Here is a 16,099-nt window from a genome sequence, read left to right as displayed (position 1 = left end):
CGATTGGCAGGCGCCGCCGATTTCCCTATATCGGGCGTCTGAGTTCCCCGGAGACCGCAAATGCCGCTGAAGATCGCCGTCCAGATGGACCATGTCTCGACCGTGTCGATCGTCGGCGACACCAGCTTCGCGCTGTCGCTGGAGGCGCAGCGGCGCGGCTACAAGCTTTTCCACTACACGCCGGACCGGCTGTCGATGCTGGGCGGCAAGGTGTTCGCGCGCATCGAGGAGATGCAGGTGCGCGACGAGAAGGGCAACCACTACTCGCTCGGCGAGAAGGTGCGCACCGACCTCTCCGAGATGGACGTGGTGCTGCTGAGGCAGGACCCGCCCTTCGACATGAACTACATCACCACCACGCATATACTGGAGCGCATCCATCCGAAGACGCTGGTGATCAACGACCCGGCCTGGGTGCGCAACAGCCCGGAAAAGATCTTCGTCACCGAATTCCCGGACCTGATGCCGGAGACGCTGATCACCAAGGACCCTCAGGAGGTGGCCGCCTTCCGCAAGGAGTACGGCGACATCATCGTCAAGCCGCTCTACGGCAATGGCGGCGCCGGCATCTTCCATCTGCTTGAAGCCGACCGCAATCTCGCCTCGCTGCTCGAGATGTTCGGCCAGCTGTTCCGCGAGCCCTATATCGTGCAGCGCTATCTCAAGGACGTGCGCAAGGGCGACAAGCGCATCGTCCTGATCGACGGCGAGCCGGTGGGCGCCATCAACCGCGTGCCGGCCGATCACGATTCCCGCTCCAACATGCATGTCGGCGGCCGCGCCGAAAAAACCGAGCTGACGGAACGCGAGCGCGAGATCTGCGCCCGCATCGGGCCGGCGCTCAGGGAACGCGGCTTCATCCTGGTCGGCATCGACGTGATCGGCGACTACATGACCGAGATCAACGTGACCTCGCCGACCGGCGTGCGCGAGGTGCAGCGTTTCGGCGGCGCGGATATAGCCAGCCTGTTCTGGGATTGCGTGGAAGGCAAGCGGGGGTAGCTTCGGCCTGCGCTATGGGTCAGTTCGGGCAGTGGCGTTCGACTGACCCTATGGCATATCCAATAGATTCAAAAAGGCTCGCGCAGCATGATCTGGCGGTCCCTCATCGTCGCCTTCTACTGTCTGGTAGGCCACCACGAGTTCCCAGCAAATCTCCGGCCCGGCGAGTTGAGCAATTCCGAGCGAGGGGAGACGAGCTTCCGCGATCGCTTCGGGTAAAAGAGCCACGCCCATGCCTCGCCTCACCAACTCGAAGAGAGTTTCGAGATCGCTGACCTCGAAGGCAATGTGTCGGCCAATGCCGGCGCCGAGAAATCCTTGGTCAACCAGCCATCGCGTCCCCCAGGTCGGTTCGAAATCGACAAAGGGCTCATCTTTCAGAGCGGCAAAAGAGACGCCTTGCGCCCCCGCGAGGGGATGCCCTGGAGCACATGCCAGGACGAGAGGCTCGCAGGCAATCATATCGGTCTTGATATCGGCTGGTGACTCGCTGAGGGGGAAAAACGCCAGATCGAGACGACCGTTTCTCATTCTTTCGATGAGTTCCGAAGAGCTGCCTTGGCGGAGTTTGACCTCAACGCCGGGATGCAAGGCGTGGAATTTTTCGATGAGCGAGGGCAGATCAAGAAACGCCGGCAGACTTTGGACCGTACCGATGCTCAATGTTCCTCGTTCCAGATTGCGGACAGCTGCAACCGACTCGCGCGCATCCCGGATGGAATCCAGCGCACTCCTCGCCTTGTCGAGCAAGATTCGTCCAGCGTCAGTCAGCCTTACTTGACGCGTGCTCCGGATAAACAATTTGGCGTCGAGTTCTTCCTCGAGCAACCGGATCGAATTTGAAAGCGCCGACTGCACGATGTTCACGCGCTGCGCGGCACGGGTGAAGTGCTTTTCCTCCGCCACGGCTACGAAATGCTGCAGCTGTCGAATTTCCAAGGAAACGTCCTTTAATTAAGCTATCAAATCGCTTAATGACATCAGTATAATCTATTTGAGTGATAGGCAAGGGATGCCCATCTTGAGTTTTCATGTCGCGGCGAGCGCCTCGTCGCTTTCCGGTCCATGTGCGACCCTATGTTGCGATTAAGGAGATGCAACGCCTGCGCTGCAGGTGATTTTCCGATGACCTCCAGGCACTCCTCAGAATGGCATGACGGCGATGGGACCGGCCCACAGCGCAAGTCAGGGATAGGCGTTTTCGGCGAGATTTCTTGGGGCATGCATATGTGCGTTTTCTACGAAGCCGCACAAGATTTGCTAGATGCCAACGTCGCATACTTTCAGGCCGGGTTGGAGAACAACGAGTTTTGCCTATGGGCGATCTCCGAGCCGATCACAGAGGAAGAAGCCAGAAACGCGCTGCGAGGTTCCATTCCCGATATCGACGCGCGGCTATCTGCCGGCCAGATCGAAATGGTGTGTGCTGCCGAGTGGTACCTGCCCGGCGGTGAATTTGACCTGAAACGGATTATCCGAAGCTGGAACGAAAAGCTTCGGAACGCACTGACGAAAGGCTATGACGGAATACGGATCAGCGGGAACGCATTCTGGCTCGGCACCGACCATTGGGAGAAGTTTTGCGAATATGAGCACGACCTGGACCGGTCCGTCGCTGGCCAGAAAATGCTCGTCTTGTGCACTTATTCCATGGCGAAAAGCGGGATCGTGGACCTTCTCGAGGTGGCGCGCGCCCATCAGGGCACGATTATCAGGCAAAACAATGATTGGGAGTTTCTTGAGTCCCCTGAGCTCAGGCAACCAAAACAGCAGGGCGGGAAGAAGCCCAACGGCGCGCCGGACATTCTGCCGAATTCATTTCCGGGACATGATGCGCTGACGTCAAGAGAGCGGACGGTGCTGGCCCAGATCGTCAAAGGGCACTCAAGCAAGGAGATCGCCCGCATCTTGAACATCGCCCCCCGAACCGTCGAGTTTCACCGCGAGAACCTAATCAAGAAGACCGGGGCGAGGAGCACCGTCGACCTGCTTCGCATCGTCCTGAGCGATTAGCGCGAACGAACACAGCAAGGTTCATTCCCGACGGACTTCGGAAGGTCCGCCAGTCTGCCAGCGGAGTACTCATTTTTCGCGCTCCCGCCTCACCAAGTGGCGCACCAGACTGGCGCCGCTACGCTGGACGTGAACATCTGCCCTGTTATTCCTCCCAGTAGAAAGTGTGATGGCGGCTGATACTTTCTGCCTGAACCCACATGTCTTGCAGGCGAGCCATGCCACCAAAATTCAAGGCCGGTTTCGGCGCGCTGGTTACCTCGACAGGGAATGAACGCTCGGACTGGCTTCGCGACCACTTACCGGAAACAATCACGAATAGGCTGCCTGATCTCTCACGAGACGGCGTGGCCATCAGTGATCTCCGCGACAAGGATTGCGCGCTGGTGTACGTCAACCGGGCCTTCCAGGAGATTACAGGCTACGTCAGCAACGAGCTTGTCGGGAAAAACTGCCGCTTTCTGCAAGGTAGCGACCGGCTCCAGCCTGAAATACATGCGGTTAGCAAGGCAATTGCGAGGCGGACGAGCATATCCGTCACTTTGAGGAACTATCGCAAAGACGGCAGTCTGTTCTGGAATGATCTTCGGCTCGTGCCGGTCAGTGCGGATGGGCAGGAGACAACGCACTACATCGGATTGATCCGCAATGTGACCGCAGGGAAGAACGCCGCTGAGCAGATCGAGCATAGTGCGCGCTCAGACCTTCTGACCGGGGCCCTCAATCGGTATGCCTTTATCGAGGAAATTGGAAATCTCCTGGTTGGCCGGCAGGAACAGATCCTGATCGCCAAGATCGACATGGCAGGGTTCCATGACATCAACGAAGGCTACGGCTACGACGTCGGCGATCAGGTCCTGAAACAGATTGCGCAGCGGCTCGCCCGAGCGAGCATCGCCGTCGTCTCGCGGACCGGCTCAGACGAATTTGGCGTCGCGCATCCGCTGACGCCCGGCCAAAGTGCTGAGATCACCAATGCGACGATCCGGTCGGTCCTTTCGCAAAGCTTCGTCGTTGCCGGCGCCACCATCAACATGCGGTTCGCCATGGGTTATGTCGTCGGACACCCGAAGGCCGATGCGATGACTCTGGCCCGCCAAGCCGGCGTTGCCTTGCGCAGATCAAAATCATCGGCTTTCCTGGAGGTTCGCGAATTCAAACCCGAGGATGAGCGGCAGGCCCGCAATCGGCTGCGCCTGACCCGCGAAATGCAGCAGGCATTGGCCAATGACGAATTCGGTTTTTATTATCAGCCGCAGGTCGAGCTGGACACGGGAACTCTGGTCGGCGGTGAGGCTTTGTTGCGATGGCATCACGGCCTGTTCGGAACTCAGCAGCCCGGTAGATTCATCGAGCACGCCGAAGACACGGGCCTCATACTTGACATCGGGTTCCGCGGTTTGCGGGCAGTCGTGGACTATGCGCAGCGGACAAACGACGGCCGGTCGACTGCGCTCAAGTTCTCGATGAACGTCTCGGCGATCGAATTCAAGCTTCGCGATATGCCGCAATTCGTTTCCGAGGTTCTGTCGGAACGCGAGGTCAATCCCGCCTGGATCACGCTTGAGCTTACCGAGGGCTTGATGGTCGAAAGCTCCGCTGAAATGCTGTCGATAATGAGAGACCTTCGTCAACTTGGGGTCGGGCTCTCGATCGATGACTTCGGGACGGGCTACGCGAACCTGCGCTACCTGGAAGAGCTTCCAATTACGGAGATCAAAATCGATCGCACCTTTGTCACGGGGCTTGGAGAGAGCCGCTCCAAGCAGATCATCGTCGAATCGATCATCAGGATCTCGAACGAACTCGGATTTCGTGTTGTAGCGGAGGGGATACAAACGGGCGATGACTGCGCACGTCTACGGGATATGAATTGCCGCTTCGGACAAGGGTTTTTCTTTGGCGAGGCCGTTGATGCCGCGACTTTCGCGTGCCTCCCGCCCCAGCTTGGACACCGTTAGGATCGTGCGTGGCTGGCATAACCTCAGCGTCGATATGTTCCCGTAATGTTCTTGCCCAAAGCAAAAATCTGTGGTTGTCTGGCTTGATCTCGCTCGCAACCTGACGCAGGGCCGCGAGCGAGCCGGTATCCGGGGGCTTGAGAAAAGATGGTGGCGCGGATTCGCACGGTCGCCCGGAAAAAGATCTTCGTCACCGAGTTCTCGGAACTCAAGGGCGACAAGCGCATCATCCTGATCGACGGCGAGCCGGTGGGCGCGATCAACCGCGTGCCGGCCGATCACGATTCCCGCTCCAACATGCATGTCGGCGGCCGCGCCGAAAAAACCGAGCTGACGCAACGCGAGCGCGAGATCTGCGCCCGCATCGGACCGGCGCTCAGGGAACGCGGCTTCATCCTGGTCGGCATCGACGTGATCGGCGACTACATGACCGAGATCAACGTGACCTCGCCGACCGGCGTGCGCGAGGTGCAGCGTTTCGGCGGCGCCGATATAGCTGCCCTGTTCTGGGATTGCGTGGAGGAGAAGCGGCTGAAGTCGGCCGCGTAGTTGCCGCATGTTGACTCTACAGCACGGGTATCGCCCTCCTACCCTATTCGAAATTGTCGGAGCAATGCTGCGTCATCGCCGCTATCTCCGGAAAGGGTACCCTTCCGCGAAGTCGCAACCTGCTCTTCAGGCAAGTTTGCTGTCGGACGATCCGTTCATATCCTATTCGGGAATGTCCGGTACGCCCCTCGGATTGGCAAGTCACATACCTCTCCTTCCACGCAGCCACCGTGCCTGGTTTCTCATCTCGCCAACCTGGTCCATCGAAAACAATTCCAGCGTCAAAACGATCCGGACCTATGCCGTTCTGCATAGACTTAGGAACCCCCGTCACTCGCTGATCTTCCTATGCAACACACAAGCCGAGGCTGACCTCTTGAACCAGTCCGGTGAGGCGGCTGTCCTGCACAACAAGACTTCAACAACCTCCGAATACATATTCAGGCCCCTCAAGAACGTCCCTGTAGAATTTGATGCAATCTACAATGCGCAACTGGCTTCGTGGAAACGCCACGACTTGTCTCTTGGCATCGAGCGTTGCGCGTTTGTCTTTTATCGTGACTTAGTCGGATCATCTACGACGGAGTCGGAAAGGGCGCGAATAAATCGGCACAAGGAGTTCGCGCCGGGTCACGTGTTTATCAATGAGTTTGACAGCACCGGCAAGCCTGTCCGATTGGCGCCGGCTCACGTGAACATGCATCTAAATCGTGCAGCCGTGGGAATTTGTCTCTCTGAAATGGAGGGACCAATGTTCGCCAGCACAGAATATCTTCTCGCGGGGCTACCTGTTGTCACGACCCCGAACCATGGTGGCCGAGACCTTTATCTGGATGACGATTATTCGCTTACAGTTCCACCCGATCCTCGATCCATCGCGGAGGCTGTCTTAGCGCTGAAGGAGCGACGAATCCCCCGGGCTTATATTCGTTCGCAAACTTTGAAACGAGTTGAACGAGACCGCGGGCGGTTCATAGACCTTGTAAATGAGATTTTTCTGGAAAGCGGCTCTTTGCGCCGGATCGCCATGCCTTGGCCTTTCCGATATCCTGTCATGGAGTGGCTTCCACCCCACATCGCAATCGATCGATCGCTTTCAGGTACGGTCGATGCCTTCATCACCGCCTAATGCATGTCGCGCAAAAGTGACCTCGGTTTTGCGCGACATGCATTAGGTAGCGCTCCGGGCGTCGTCCCACTGCGCTAATTAGGCCGTCTTGCGCTCGACCACGCTTGGCTCCATCACGATCGCCGCGCGACGCCGGTCGGGCCCTTCGAGGAAGTCGACCAGCGCGTCGATGGCGATGGTGCCTGCTTCGAAGATGCGGCGGTCGATCGTCGACAGCGGGCGTTCCAGCAGCGGCGCCAGATAGATGTTGTCGAAGCCCATGACGGCGCAGTCGTCGGGGACAACAAGCCCCTTTTCGCGGAGCGCAACCGTGGCGCCGATGGCCAGCATGTCGCTCATGCAGCAGATGGCCGAAAACCGGGTGCTTTCCAGCAGCTCCCGCGTCGCCTGGCGCCCAAAACTGTGCTGGAACTCGCCACAGCGGACGAGGTCGCGATCGACGGCGATGCCAGCCTGGCGGTGCGCCTCCTCGAAGCCGGCGAGCCTGATCCTGGTGTTCGAGCTTTCCGCCGAACCGCTGAGGAAGACGATGCGCGTATGACCCTTGGCGATCAGGTAGCCGGCCGACTGGAAGGCGCCGTTACGATAGTCGGTATCGACGGTCGCCGCCAGGCAATCGAGCTCCGGGACCTCGCGGTCCATCGACACGAACGGGATGTTCAGGCCCCGCAGCAGGCCGGCATTCGGGATCACGCCGCTCGCCGCCAGCACGATGCCGTCCACGCCATGGCCGGCGAGGAAGGCCAGATGCGCCTCCTCCTTATCCGGAATGCCATCCGAGTTGCACAGGATCGTCGTATAGCCGCGCTGCCGGGCAGCGTCGTCGCAGGCGCGAACCAGCTCGGTGAAATAGGGGTTGAGAATATCCGGAACGATGATGCCGAGGACCTGCGAGCGACGGGTGACCAGCGAGCGGGCGATGGAGTTGGGCGTGTAGTTGAGCTCGCGCGCCAGCGACCAGATGCGGCTGCGCGTTTCCTCGCTGATGAAGGCGTCCTTGCGGTTGAGGACCTTGGAGACGGTGGCGATGGATACGCCGGCACCTCTCGCAATATCCTTGATGGTCGCCGCCACATGTCCTCGCATTGCTTGCCAAGCACCGTCGTCCTGATCCCGTAGCCTCTTACGTCGGCAAAGTCGACCGGCACAGGTGGCGAGCAGGGGCTCCGGCCGGCCGATCGTGTTGACAGCTGGCTGGCATTGCCGTAGGTAAACGTTTAACTCCCTCGATATATGAGACTTTCCAATGCCCGTTCCGCTGTCCCACAGTGCAAGCCCGGCAACGCAAGAGACCGCGACGTGACCATGCTTTCCAGAATCCCGCTGGTGATGGATGTCGACACCGGCACCGACGATGCCGTCTGCATCGCGGCGGCGACGCTCTGCGCGGACAGGATCGAGCTGGTCGGGATCGGCGCCGTCTGCGGCAATGTCGAGATCGAGAAGACGGCCAGGAACACGCTGGATCTGATCGATTTTCTCGGCTGCGACGCGCCCGTGCATGTCGGCGCTTCTCGCCCGCTCGCCAGGCCATTGTGCACCGCCGTCAGCCACGGCACGACCGGACTGGGCGACGTGGTGCTGCCCGCCGCGCGGCGCGGCTTTGCCGAGGGCGGCGTAACGGAATTGATCCACGAGGCGGCGAAGCAGCACCCGGGCAGGCTCGAGATCCTCGCCGTCGGGCCGCTGACCAACATCGCCACCGCGCTGATCGAACACCCTGAGCTGCCGTCGCTGATCAAACGCATCACCATCATGGGCGGCGCCATCCGCGGCGGCAACATGACCCTGGCCTCGGAGTTCAATCTCTATTGCGATCCCGAAGCCGCACGCATCGTCTTCGAATCCGGCTGCGCGCTGACGATGGTCGGCCTCGACGTCACGCTGAAGCCGGAGCTGCCGCGCCATGTGTTCGACCGGATAAGGGCTGCATCAGGTCCGCAAGCGGATGTGGTGGTGCGGGTGCTGGACTTCATGATGCGGCGCAAGGACGAATTCGGCGCCGACGACCCGAACCTGCATGACGTGATTGCGCTCGCCGCGATCGTAAAACCGTCGCTGTTCAGGTTCGAAAGCTATTACGTGCATCTGGAAACCGGCGGCGAGGTCACCCGCGGCATGACCATCGCCGATTTCAACAATGTATCAAAGAGGCCGCCAAACGCGCGGGTGGCCGTCGATATCGACGTCGACGGCTTCTGGGACTGGTTCGTCGATCTTTTCGGAGCTGGGAGATAAATGGGGCAGGATAGCGAGCATTGCGAATTCGACCGCCATCATGCGCTGGTCGAGGGCCTGGCGGCGGAGGTCCGGGGCGGATGCCTTCACCGGCGCGAGTTCCTGGCGATGGCAAGCATTTTCGGCGCATCGGCGGTGGCCGCCTATGGCCTGATCGGGCTCGCCGCGCCGACGCCGGCGCGAGCCGCCGAGCCGAAGAAGGGCGGCGTGCTGCGCGTTTCCACCTTCGTCAAGGAGCAGAAGGACCCGCGCGCCTATGACTGGCCGGAAATGGCCAATATCGCGCGCCAGTTCCTCGACACGCTGGTGCGCTACGACACCGACTACACGTTCAAGCCTTCGCTGCTCGAAAGCTGGAAGGTCAATGACGACGCCACCGAATACACGCTCAATCTGCGACGCGGCGTGACCTGGAACAATGGCGACGACTTCACCGCCGAGGACGTGGTCTTCAACCTCGAGCGCTGGTGCGACAAGGCGGCCGAAGGCAATTCCATGGCCGGCCGCATGACCGCGCTGATCGACGCCAAGACCGGCAAGGCGCGCGACGGCGCCATCATCAGGACCGACGACCACACGGTGATGCTGAAACTGTCCTCATCCGACATCTCGATCATACCGTCGATGACGGAATATTGGCGCTGATCGTGCATCGCGGCTACGAGAAGGCCGGCGCCAATCTCGTCGCGCATCCGGTCGGCACCGGCGCTTTCGAACTGGTCTCCTACGACGTCGGCACCAAGGCCGTCGTCAAGCGGCGCCAGAACGGCAAGTGGTGGGGTGGCGAGGCCTATCTCGACGGCATCGAGTTCATCGACTACGGCACCGATCCGGGCGCCTGGGTGAGCGCCTTCGAAGCCGGCGAGATCGACATCAATTTCGAGACCACCGCCGACTATGTCGCGATCATGGACGGCCTGGGACTGGTGAAGTCGGAAGTGGTGACGGCGGCGACGATCCTTGCCCGCACCAATGTGACCAACAAGCCCTATGACGACATACGCGTGCGCCGCGCCCTGCAAATGGCGACCGACAATCAGGCCGTGCTGACGCTCGGCTATGGCGGCAAGGGCACGGTCGCCGAGAACCACCATGTCAGCCCGCTGCATCCGGAATATTACGCGCTGCCGAAGAAGGCGCGCGACCTCGAAGGCGCCAAAAAGCTGATGGCGGAGGCCGGGCAGCTCGATTTCGAGCACGAGCTGATCACCGGCGACGAGGACTGGCACCGCAGCACCGGAGACGCCATCGCCGCGCAGCTGCGCGAGGCTGGCTTCAAGGTGAAGCGCACCGTGCTGCCGGGCTCGACCTTCTGGAACAACTGGACCAAATATCCCTTCTCGATGACGTCGTGGGGCATGCGGCCGCTGGGCGTCCAGAACCTCGCGCTCGCCTATCGCAGCGGCGAGGCGTGGAACGAATCCGGCTACGCGAATCCCGCGTTCGACAAGAAGCTCGACGAGGCGCTTGCCGTGCCGGACGTCGAAAAGCGCAAGGAGATCATGAAGGATGTCGAGCAGATCCTCCAGGATTCCGGCATCCTCATCCAGCCTTACTGGCGCTCGCTGTTCACCCATTCGGTGGCGGCGGTGAAGGACAATCCGGCGCATCCCAATCTCGAGCAGCATTTCGAGAAGGTGTGGCTGGACCGGTAGGCTGGGGAGGCGACAATATACCGGTTCGGCCACGCACCGTTGCCGCGGCCGAATCGATGTTCTTGTAATGTTCTTGCCTCAGCGACAAATCTGTGGTTGTCTGGCGTGAGGTCTTGGGCGGGCTGATCGCAGCGCCGTGCAGGAGCCTGAATCCGGGGGCGGGAAACATGGTGGCGCGGGTTCGCACGGTCGCTTTCCAGGGCATCGAGGCCGTGCCGGTCGATGTCCAGGTGATGGTCGGGCCGGGCAAGGTCGGCATGCAGATGGTAAGGCGGATTAATTTCTCGTCAGCCGCTGATGCCAAAGCTCGTTGAGCTTGACTTTCGGCCGGTCTACATAGCTTCGTATGGCTTCTGATTTTCCCGGTCCGCTGGCTTATTCCTACATCCGAATGTCCACCGACATTCAATTGCGAGGTGATAGTCTCCGAAGGCAAGAGCAGGCCTCAAAGAGGTATGCCGAACAACACGGCCTACAGCTCGTTGAACATTTCAAGCTTGAGGATATAGGCGTCTCGGCTTTCAAGGGCGCCAACTTCTCTTCTGGGGCACTCGGGAGATTTCTGGACCTTGTGAAGGGCGGGCAAATCGCCAAAGGCTCGTATCTACTGGTCGAGTCGCTTGATCGTATCAGCCGTCAGCAGATACTCGATTCCGTGCCCATATTTTTCGATATCGTGAAGGGCGGAATCAATGTCGTTACCCTCGCCGATAATCACGTCTATCGAGCCGGCGATACCAATTTCGCCGATGTGATCTACTCGGTTGTCGTCCTGGGTCGAGCATATGAGGAATCCAAGACCAAGAGCATGCGCGTTGGTGCAGCTTGGGAGAACAAGCGGAAGAATGCTGGCAGTAGGAAACTGACCAAGGTCTGCCCGGCTTGGTTATCATTGCAGGAAGACCGAGCGGGGTTTGACCTAGTTCCCGACAGGGTCGAAATTGTTCGTCAGATTTTTCAGTTGGCCGACACAGGTAACGGGTCCTTTTCCATCGCGCGTCGCCTCAATCAGTCAGCCATACCAACATTCACCAAATCGAACGGCTGGCACGAATCCTACATCACAAAGATTCTCAACAATCGAGCCGTGCTCGGAGAGTTTCAGCCGCATCGCTATGACGACCACGGGGATCGTGTTCCGCACGGCGAACCGGTGGCGGACTACTTTCCGAAGATCATCGACGAAGACCAGTTTCATCGCGTCCAAGCGTCGCGCCGAAAGAGACTGGTTGAAGGGGCAGGACGAAAAGGCCCTGAATACCGGAATCTGTTCACGAAGATAGCCAAATGCGAGTACTGCGGCGCCCCGATGAGGTTCGTCCACAAAGGACGCCCGCCCAAAGGATCGCAGGCACTGAAATGCACAAACGCGGTTCGCGGTCTCGGGTGTGAAAGCGTCAGTTGGAGATATTCCGATTTCGAGACGTCTTTTCTCTACTTCGTCAAAGAGATCGACCTCACCGCTACGTTGAGGGCTGCGGCCGAGAATTCCGAGCGTGTATCGGTCGAACAGCAAATCACGGCGATCGAGGATAAGATTCGCCAACTCAGTGCCAAGCGGGAGCGGATTTTCGAACTGTTGACCGAACCGGGATCATCCACGGCCTTCATCAAGGGCAAGCTTGACGAATGTGAAGCGTCAATCGCTGCCGAGGAAGCACTGATCGCGCAAATCCGTGAGCAAAAATCCACAGCCGACATGCTGCCAACCATCTCCGCCGACGAGTTGCGTACATTGATCGCGTCGGTTCAGGACATGTCCGCTCCAGACATTTATGAGCGGCGAGCAGCAGTGGCTAATCGCCTGAGCATTTTGGTTACGTCATTGAGGATAGCGGCAGATGGTAGACGGCCTAAAATGGAGAGGATCAGGACCTTCTTGGAGGGCCAGGAGCTGAATGCCGATGAACGGGATCGATTGATCGACCACATCGAAAGGTCCAACGAGGAAGGGCAACGGTACAATCGTAGCTTCAAAGTGGAGCTGGCCGATGGTGTTTCGCGCTATGTAATCGTGAGAAGCGAGGAACCAACAGACATCATTGCACAGGTTCTGGTCGACAAAGACGGTACGATCTCCGGCAGTGATCGCGGGATGCCTATTGGCTGGTCTGACGGATGGGACAACGTATTCGACGAGCCTGCTTCGGCTCAGTGACCGAGAGATTTTTTCTATTCCCGACGAAAACCCTTGCGATCTCATCGCCATAAATAGCCGTGCCGGTTAACCGGCTATCTTCTCAGAACCCCTAGAACCACCTTTTCCGATTTTCCCAGTGTTCCCATCCGACATCGGTTTTCGACCCGTGCCGACGGCTTATCCTCGCACGACTCCGAACACCCAAATCCATTTCCCGCCCACCGGATTCCGATGGGTCTATATCCCTTTGAAAAAAGCCACTCTCATGTTGCAGTCCTTCTCAAATCCCTCTCCAACGACCATCACGTCTCAATACGCATCGTGGTTCGATGACCGGATCAATCAATTCATTGACGAGCACAAAGGCAGGTTCGATTCCGTCTCAACATTCAAGAGACGGAACGGGTTTCTGATCACAATCTCCTTCGATCACAACCGTCGAAATCAGCGGCCTGAAAGTTCCGCATGGATCGATAGCTCACAGGCGAAATCGGAGCTTGGTACGTTCACCGACCTGTACAACTACATCTGCCGGCACCTGATCGGACGGAACTACCATCGACCGTTCTTCTACCCGCTAAAGCCGTTAGCAATCGGTTGCCTGGACATGAACGGATCGAGATACTGGAAATCGATCGGAGAGCTTGAGAATCCTCATATCCATTCGATCTGGATTTTCACGGATCAAGTTCGAGAGGGATTTCGAAAACTTATAGCCGACGAACAACGGTTTTCAGCCATCAAGGAACGGTTCTCGATAAGGGAGATGGATATCCAGGCTCTCGATCACGATCATCGAAATTCGACGGGTGAGGGTCGTGCTACCTCGTACATGGCAAAATTCATAGGGCACAACAATTCAGAGCTATTGGTGGCCGACGATTTCAGGGTTCTGCCGATCCCGAAGGGACAAGCATCCTTGCATTGATCGGGCAAAGTGATCCAAGCTTGTTCAGTCAGTATCTTCATCGTACGGTTCATCATCGTCTTCGTCGACCTCCGCCTCTTGGCCATCAACGTCGACAGCTTCGATCCAGTCCCAATTTTTGGCTCGGACCTCGGCCTTGAAGCGTTCCATCATGGGGAAGGCAATCTTGTAGCTTGTTCCTAACAGATCAACGAGATCGCCAATTCTTGCATTCTCAACTGTGCGGGCAAAATCGAACACCTCAGTCCGAATTCCGCGCATATTGGACGCCGTGACCTCAACTTCGATCGCGAACGGTCCTTCGTGCTGGGGATCGATCGTCGCAATCCCTTCGAATTGCCAACTGCGACCATGCCGGAAATCAGCACAATGGATCTCAACGATGGGAGTTCGGTTCGGGCCGATAGCAAATTGCATCTCATGCCTGCCAACGACTAATGGACTACGGGCATTCTCAGCAAACCGAATGGGATAGATGCTTGATCTCGGCTTAGGGGCAGCCGGGCCAAAGATCGGATAATAGGTGAAGCGGTTGTGAAGAGAGCCGCCTTTGCTCGTAAGCCTGATCACCAGGCTTTCAGCCTGCAAACTCCCGACGTTCTTCAGGTTGAACGTGAAGGGAATTTGCGCGTAGAGGACTTCAAGAAACCGGTGGACTGACGCGGTGTATGCCGGCACGACCTTGGCCCGGTAGTCGCGATAGCGATCCCCATAGCTGTAGTCACGGCGGAGACTATATGGAGAATCGTCGTCCTGACTGGGGTTCCGTTGGATGACGTGCGCGGTGATCGCCCTCCTGGCATCGCTAGGCACCGGTTCAACACGGAAGATCGTTTTGGGCTGAGGCAAGGGAAATTGCAGGGAAACGTCTATCGACGGCTGCGCTTCCTCCAGTTCGCGCACTCGGGCTTTCAGCCGGACGACCTCCTTGTCGCTCAGGCTCGGCTCGGGCTCTAACAACCAATGATCAGGCATCCGCCAGGACTTCAGCCCGTGACGTGATCCAATCGCGATTGGATTTGTATCATGTGTAAGCAGTCGCTTACGCTCTTCCGGCACGTCTCGTGCATGGAGAATTTGGGCGACGACACGATCGTCACCCTCACCGGGGTCGAGATCATCATACTGATCCCAGTTAATGCGGGTGGGTCTGGCAATTGCGATCTCGACAGCAGGAGGACCGCTGGCTATCTGATGCGGCGCCGCAGTCTCAGCGGCAGGAGCGATTAGGCGATTGAAGGTTCTAGCACGCTTCGCCAATCGGCCATCTCGTTTCCGCTTGTCTATCTCCGCATTTACCTGGGGAACTACGAGAACGAGGATAGGACCGGTTGCATCAAGCTCGTGCCACGGCAGCTTTTCCAGTGGCTTGCCTTCAAGAGCAATCATGCTGTCGATGAAGACGATCGACGAATACTTCGAGTGGTCAAACGACGGTTCCATCCAAGTAGCGTAACGGTGATCCACCGATTCGACCATGCGTTTGCCAAATGGGCGCCGACGGGCATTTCCGGAGGCGGGAAGGAGCGGTCGCAAATTTTCGCAAATTTTTATTTAAGGGGTACTTGCGCCGACCACTTGTCGCACCTATCTACCCGGTCCGCCTGCGGGGACACCTCTGCAAGGCGCCAACGGAGGGACTAGTAAACGCATGGCAGGATCGACATCCTCGAAAACTAAGCTCGGTAAACTTGGCCTGAAGGCCTCAAAAGAACACTCCAGCGACATCTACTTGTACGCTGGGAAAATAGACGAAACAGGGTATGAGGCGCTTCGCAAAGAAGTGCTATTTGCCCGACGATCAGACAAAGTCCTACTAATTCTGATCACTCCCGGCGGCTCTGATACCGCCGCTTTCAAAATCTCCCGAATTTTCCAAACTTGCTACGACAGCTTCGATATCTTGCTTCCGGCTCAGTGCAAGAGTGCCGGGACGATCGTTGCACTTGGCGCCAATCGTCTGTGGATGTCTCCGTTCGCGGAACTAGGTCCCATTGATGCTCAAGGGTTGCAGCGAGACGAGCTCGGAATCGTGGATTCAAGTCTGTCTACGCGGGCCTCCCTCGAAGCTATCATGCAGGCGTCAGCGAAATTCTTCGAAACCTCTGTCGCCAATCTTATCCTGCTAAGCCAGGGTAGTGTCAGCTTCAAGCTCGCTGCAGAAATATGTGGTTCGATGGCCACGAACATCGTTTCGCCATTGGTAGCCAGAGTAGACCCCGCAATTCTCGGCCGACAGAAACGCGGAACGGAGCAGGGAATCAAGTACGGAATCCAATTGGCATCGCTGTCAGGCAATGCCGACGAAGATGCTGTGGTTAGCTTAGCTCAGGACTACCCTTGCCATGATTTCGTGATCGACTTCACGCAAGCGAAGTCGCTGTTCCGGCATGTTGAGTTGGCAGAAGGTTCACTGTTCGCCTTGGCCAGCGAGCTTGGCCACGCGATCAGCCAAGGATCTGATGGGGTCATAGACATTAGAAC

Annotated in this window: 12 protein-coding genes and 2 pseudogenes; 11 read left to right on the top strand and 3 right to left on the bottom strand. The window is 58.2% G+C overall.

The window, feature by feature from the left end:
• Positions 1-60: 60 nt before the first annotated feature.
• Positions 61-1,002, top strand: coding sequence for a glutathione synthase (gshB, locus tag FJW07_RS29175; RefSeq protein ID WP_140859644.1), 942 nt, complete (start codon positions 61-63; stop codon positions 1,000-1,002).
• 48 nt (positions 1,003-1,050) lie between these two features.
• On the opposite strand, the gene FJW07_RS29170 is transcribed toward gshB, so the two are convergent.
• A complete protein-coding gene (locus tag FJW07_RS29170; protein ID WP_140783111.1) occupies positions 1,051-1,941 on the bottom strand; it encodes a LysR substrate-binding domain-containing protein in 891 nt (296 codons plus the stop codon).
• Positions 1,942-2,127: 186 nt separating this feature from the next.
• Between FJW07_RS29170 and FJW07_RS29165 the strand changes: the two genes are divergently transcribed.
• The 4 genes from FJW07_RS29165 to FJW07_RS29150 all read left to right on the top strand — a co-directional run bounded on the left by FJW07_RS29165 (position 2,128) and on the right by FJW07_RS29150 (position 6,654).
• Positions 2,128-3,015, top strand: coding sequence for an MEDS domain-containing protein (locus tag FJW07_RS29165; RefSeq protein ID WP_181182753.1), 888 nt, complete (start codon positions 2,128-2,130; stop codon positions 3,013-3,015).
• A 218-nt stretch (positions 3,016-3,233) separates the two neighbouring features.
• The gene (locus FJW07_RS29160) at positions 3,234-4,976 is read left to right on the top strand and encodes a GGDEF domain-containing phosphodiesterase (RefSeq protein WP_181182752.1); all 1,743 of its coding nucleotides are present in this window, start codon (positions 3,234-3,236) and stop codon (positions 4,974-4,976) included.
• A gap of 147 nt (positions 4,977-5,123) precedes the next feature.
• A complete protein-coding gene (locus FJW07_RS29155) occupies positions 5,124-5,525 on the top strand; it encodes a hypothetical protein (RefSeq protein WP_281405347.1) in 402 nt (133 codons plus the stop codon).
• A gap of 376 nt (positions 5,526-5,901) precedes the next feature.
• Positions 5,902-6,654 (top strand): glycosyltransferase, encoded by a 753-nt coding sequence (locus tag FJW07_RS29150; protein WP_140859641.1) that lies wholly within the window; start codon positions 5,902-5,904, stop codon positions 6,652-6,654.
• A gap of 78 nt (positions 6,655-6,732) precedes the next feature.
• Here FJW07_RS29150 and FJW07_RS29145 read toward each other — a convergent pair whose 3' ends face one another.
• Positions 6,733-7,728 carry a LacI family DNA-binding transcriptional regulator gene (locus FJW07_RS29145; protein ID WP_181182067.1) on the bottom strand — a complete coding sequence of 332 codons (996 nt, stop codon included), beginning with the start codon at positions 7,726-7,728 and terminating at the stop codon, positions 6,733-6,735.
• Positions 7,729-7,959: 231 nt separating this feature from the next.
• Between FJW07_RS29145 and FJW07_RS29140 the strand changes: the two genes are divergently transcribed.
• From FJW07_RS29140 to FJW07_RS29120, 5 genes and pseudogenes are all read left to right on the top strand, one after another.
• The gene (locus FJW07_RS29140; RefSeq protein ID WP_246680897.1) at positions 7,960-8,892 is read left to right on the top strand and encodes a nucleoside hydrolase; all 933 of its coding nucleotides are present in this window, start codon (positions 7,960-7,962) and stop codon (positions 8,890-8,892) included.
• Positions 8,893-10,547: pseudogene (locus tag FJW07_RS29135) on the top strand (ABC transporter substrate-binding protein).
• 113 nt (positions 10,548-10,660) lie between these two features.
• Positions 10,661-10,861, top strand: coding sequence for a hypothetical protein (locus FJW07_RS29130; RefSeq protein ID WP_140859638.1), 201 nt, complete (start codon positions 10,661-10,663; stop codon positions 10,859-10,861).
• Positions 10,862-10,893: 32 nt separating this feature from the next.
• Positions 10,894-12,705, top strand: a complete 1,812-nt coding sequence (locus FJW07_RS29125) for a recombinase family protein (protein ID WP_140859637.1) — start codon at positions 10,894-10,896, stop codon at positions 12,703-12,705.
• A gap of 118 nt (positions 12,706-12,823) precedes the next feature.
• Positions 12,824-13,615, top strand: a complete 792-nt coding sequence (locus FJW07_RS29120; RefSeq protein WP_181182749.1) for a hypothetical protein — start codon at positions 12,824-12,826, stop codon at positions 13,613-13,615.
• A 24-nt stretch (positions 13,616-13,639) separates the two neighbouring features.
• On the opposite strand, the gene FJW07_RS29115 is transcribed toward FJW07_RS29120, so the two are convergent.
• A complete protein-coding gene (locus tag FJW07_RS29115) occupies positions 13,640-15,094 on the bottom strand; it encodes a hypothetical protein (protein ID WP_140859635.1) in 1,455 nt (484 codons plus the stop codon).
• A gap of 172 nt (positions 15,095-15,266) precedes the next feature.
• Here FJW07_RS29115 and FJW07_RS29110 point away from each other — a divergent pair.
• Positions 15,267-16,099 (top strand): annotated as a pseudogene (locus tag FJW07_RS29110) (hypothetical protein); the annotation flags it as partial.

The organism is Mesorhizobium sp. B3-1-9 (assembly GCF_006439595.1).
Lineage (GTDB): Bacteria > Pseudomonadota > Alphaproteobacteria > Rhizobiales > Rhizobiaceae > Mesorhizobium.
Note: the sequence above shows the minus strand (reverse complement) of the source record. Positions and strands in the feature narration are given on the sequence as shown.

Bases quoted from the DNA above. Each gene is read 5' to 3' on its own strand.
- gshB (WP_140859644.1), top strand. From the start codon at position 61: ATGCCGCTGAAGATCGCCGTCCAGATGGACCATGTCTCGACCGTGTCG.
- FJW07_RS29165 (WP_181182753.1), top strand. From the start codon at position 2,128: ATGACCTCCAGGCACTCCTCAGAATGGCATGACGGCGATGGGACCGGC.
- FJW07_RS29160 (WP_181182752.1), top strand. From the start codon at position 3,234: ATGCCACCAAAATTCAAGGCCGGTTTCGGCGCGCTGGTTACCTCGACA.
- FJW07_RS29155 (WP_281405347.1), top strand. From the start codon at position 5,124: ATGGTGGCGCGGATTCGCACGGTCGCCCGGAAAAAGATCTTCGTCACC.
- FJW07_RS29140 (WP_246680897.1), top strand. From the start codon at position 7,960: ATGCTTTCCAGAATCCCGCTGGTGATGGATGTCGACACCGGCACCGAC.
- FJW07_RS29125 (WP_140859637.1), top strand. From the start codon at position 10,894: ATGGCTTCTGATTTTCCCGGTCCGCTGGCTTATTCCTACATCCGAATG.
- FJW07_RS29115 (WP_140859635.1), bottom strand. From the start codon at position 15,094: ATGGTCGAATCGGTGGATCACCGTTACGCTACTTGGATGGAACCGTCG.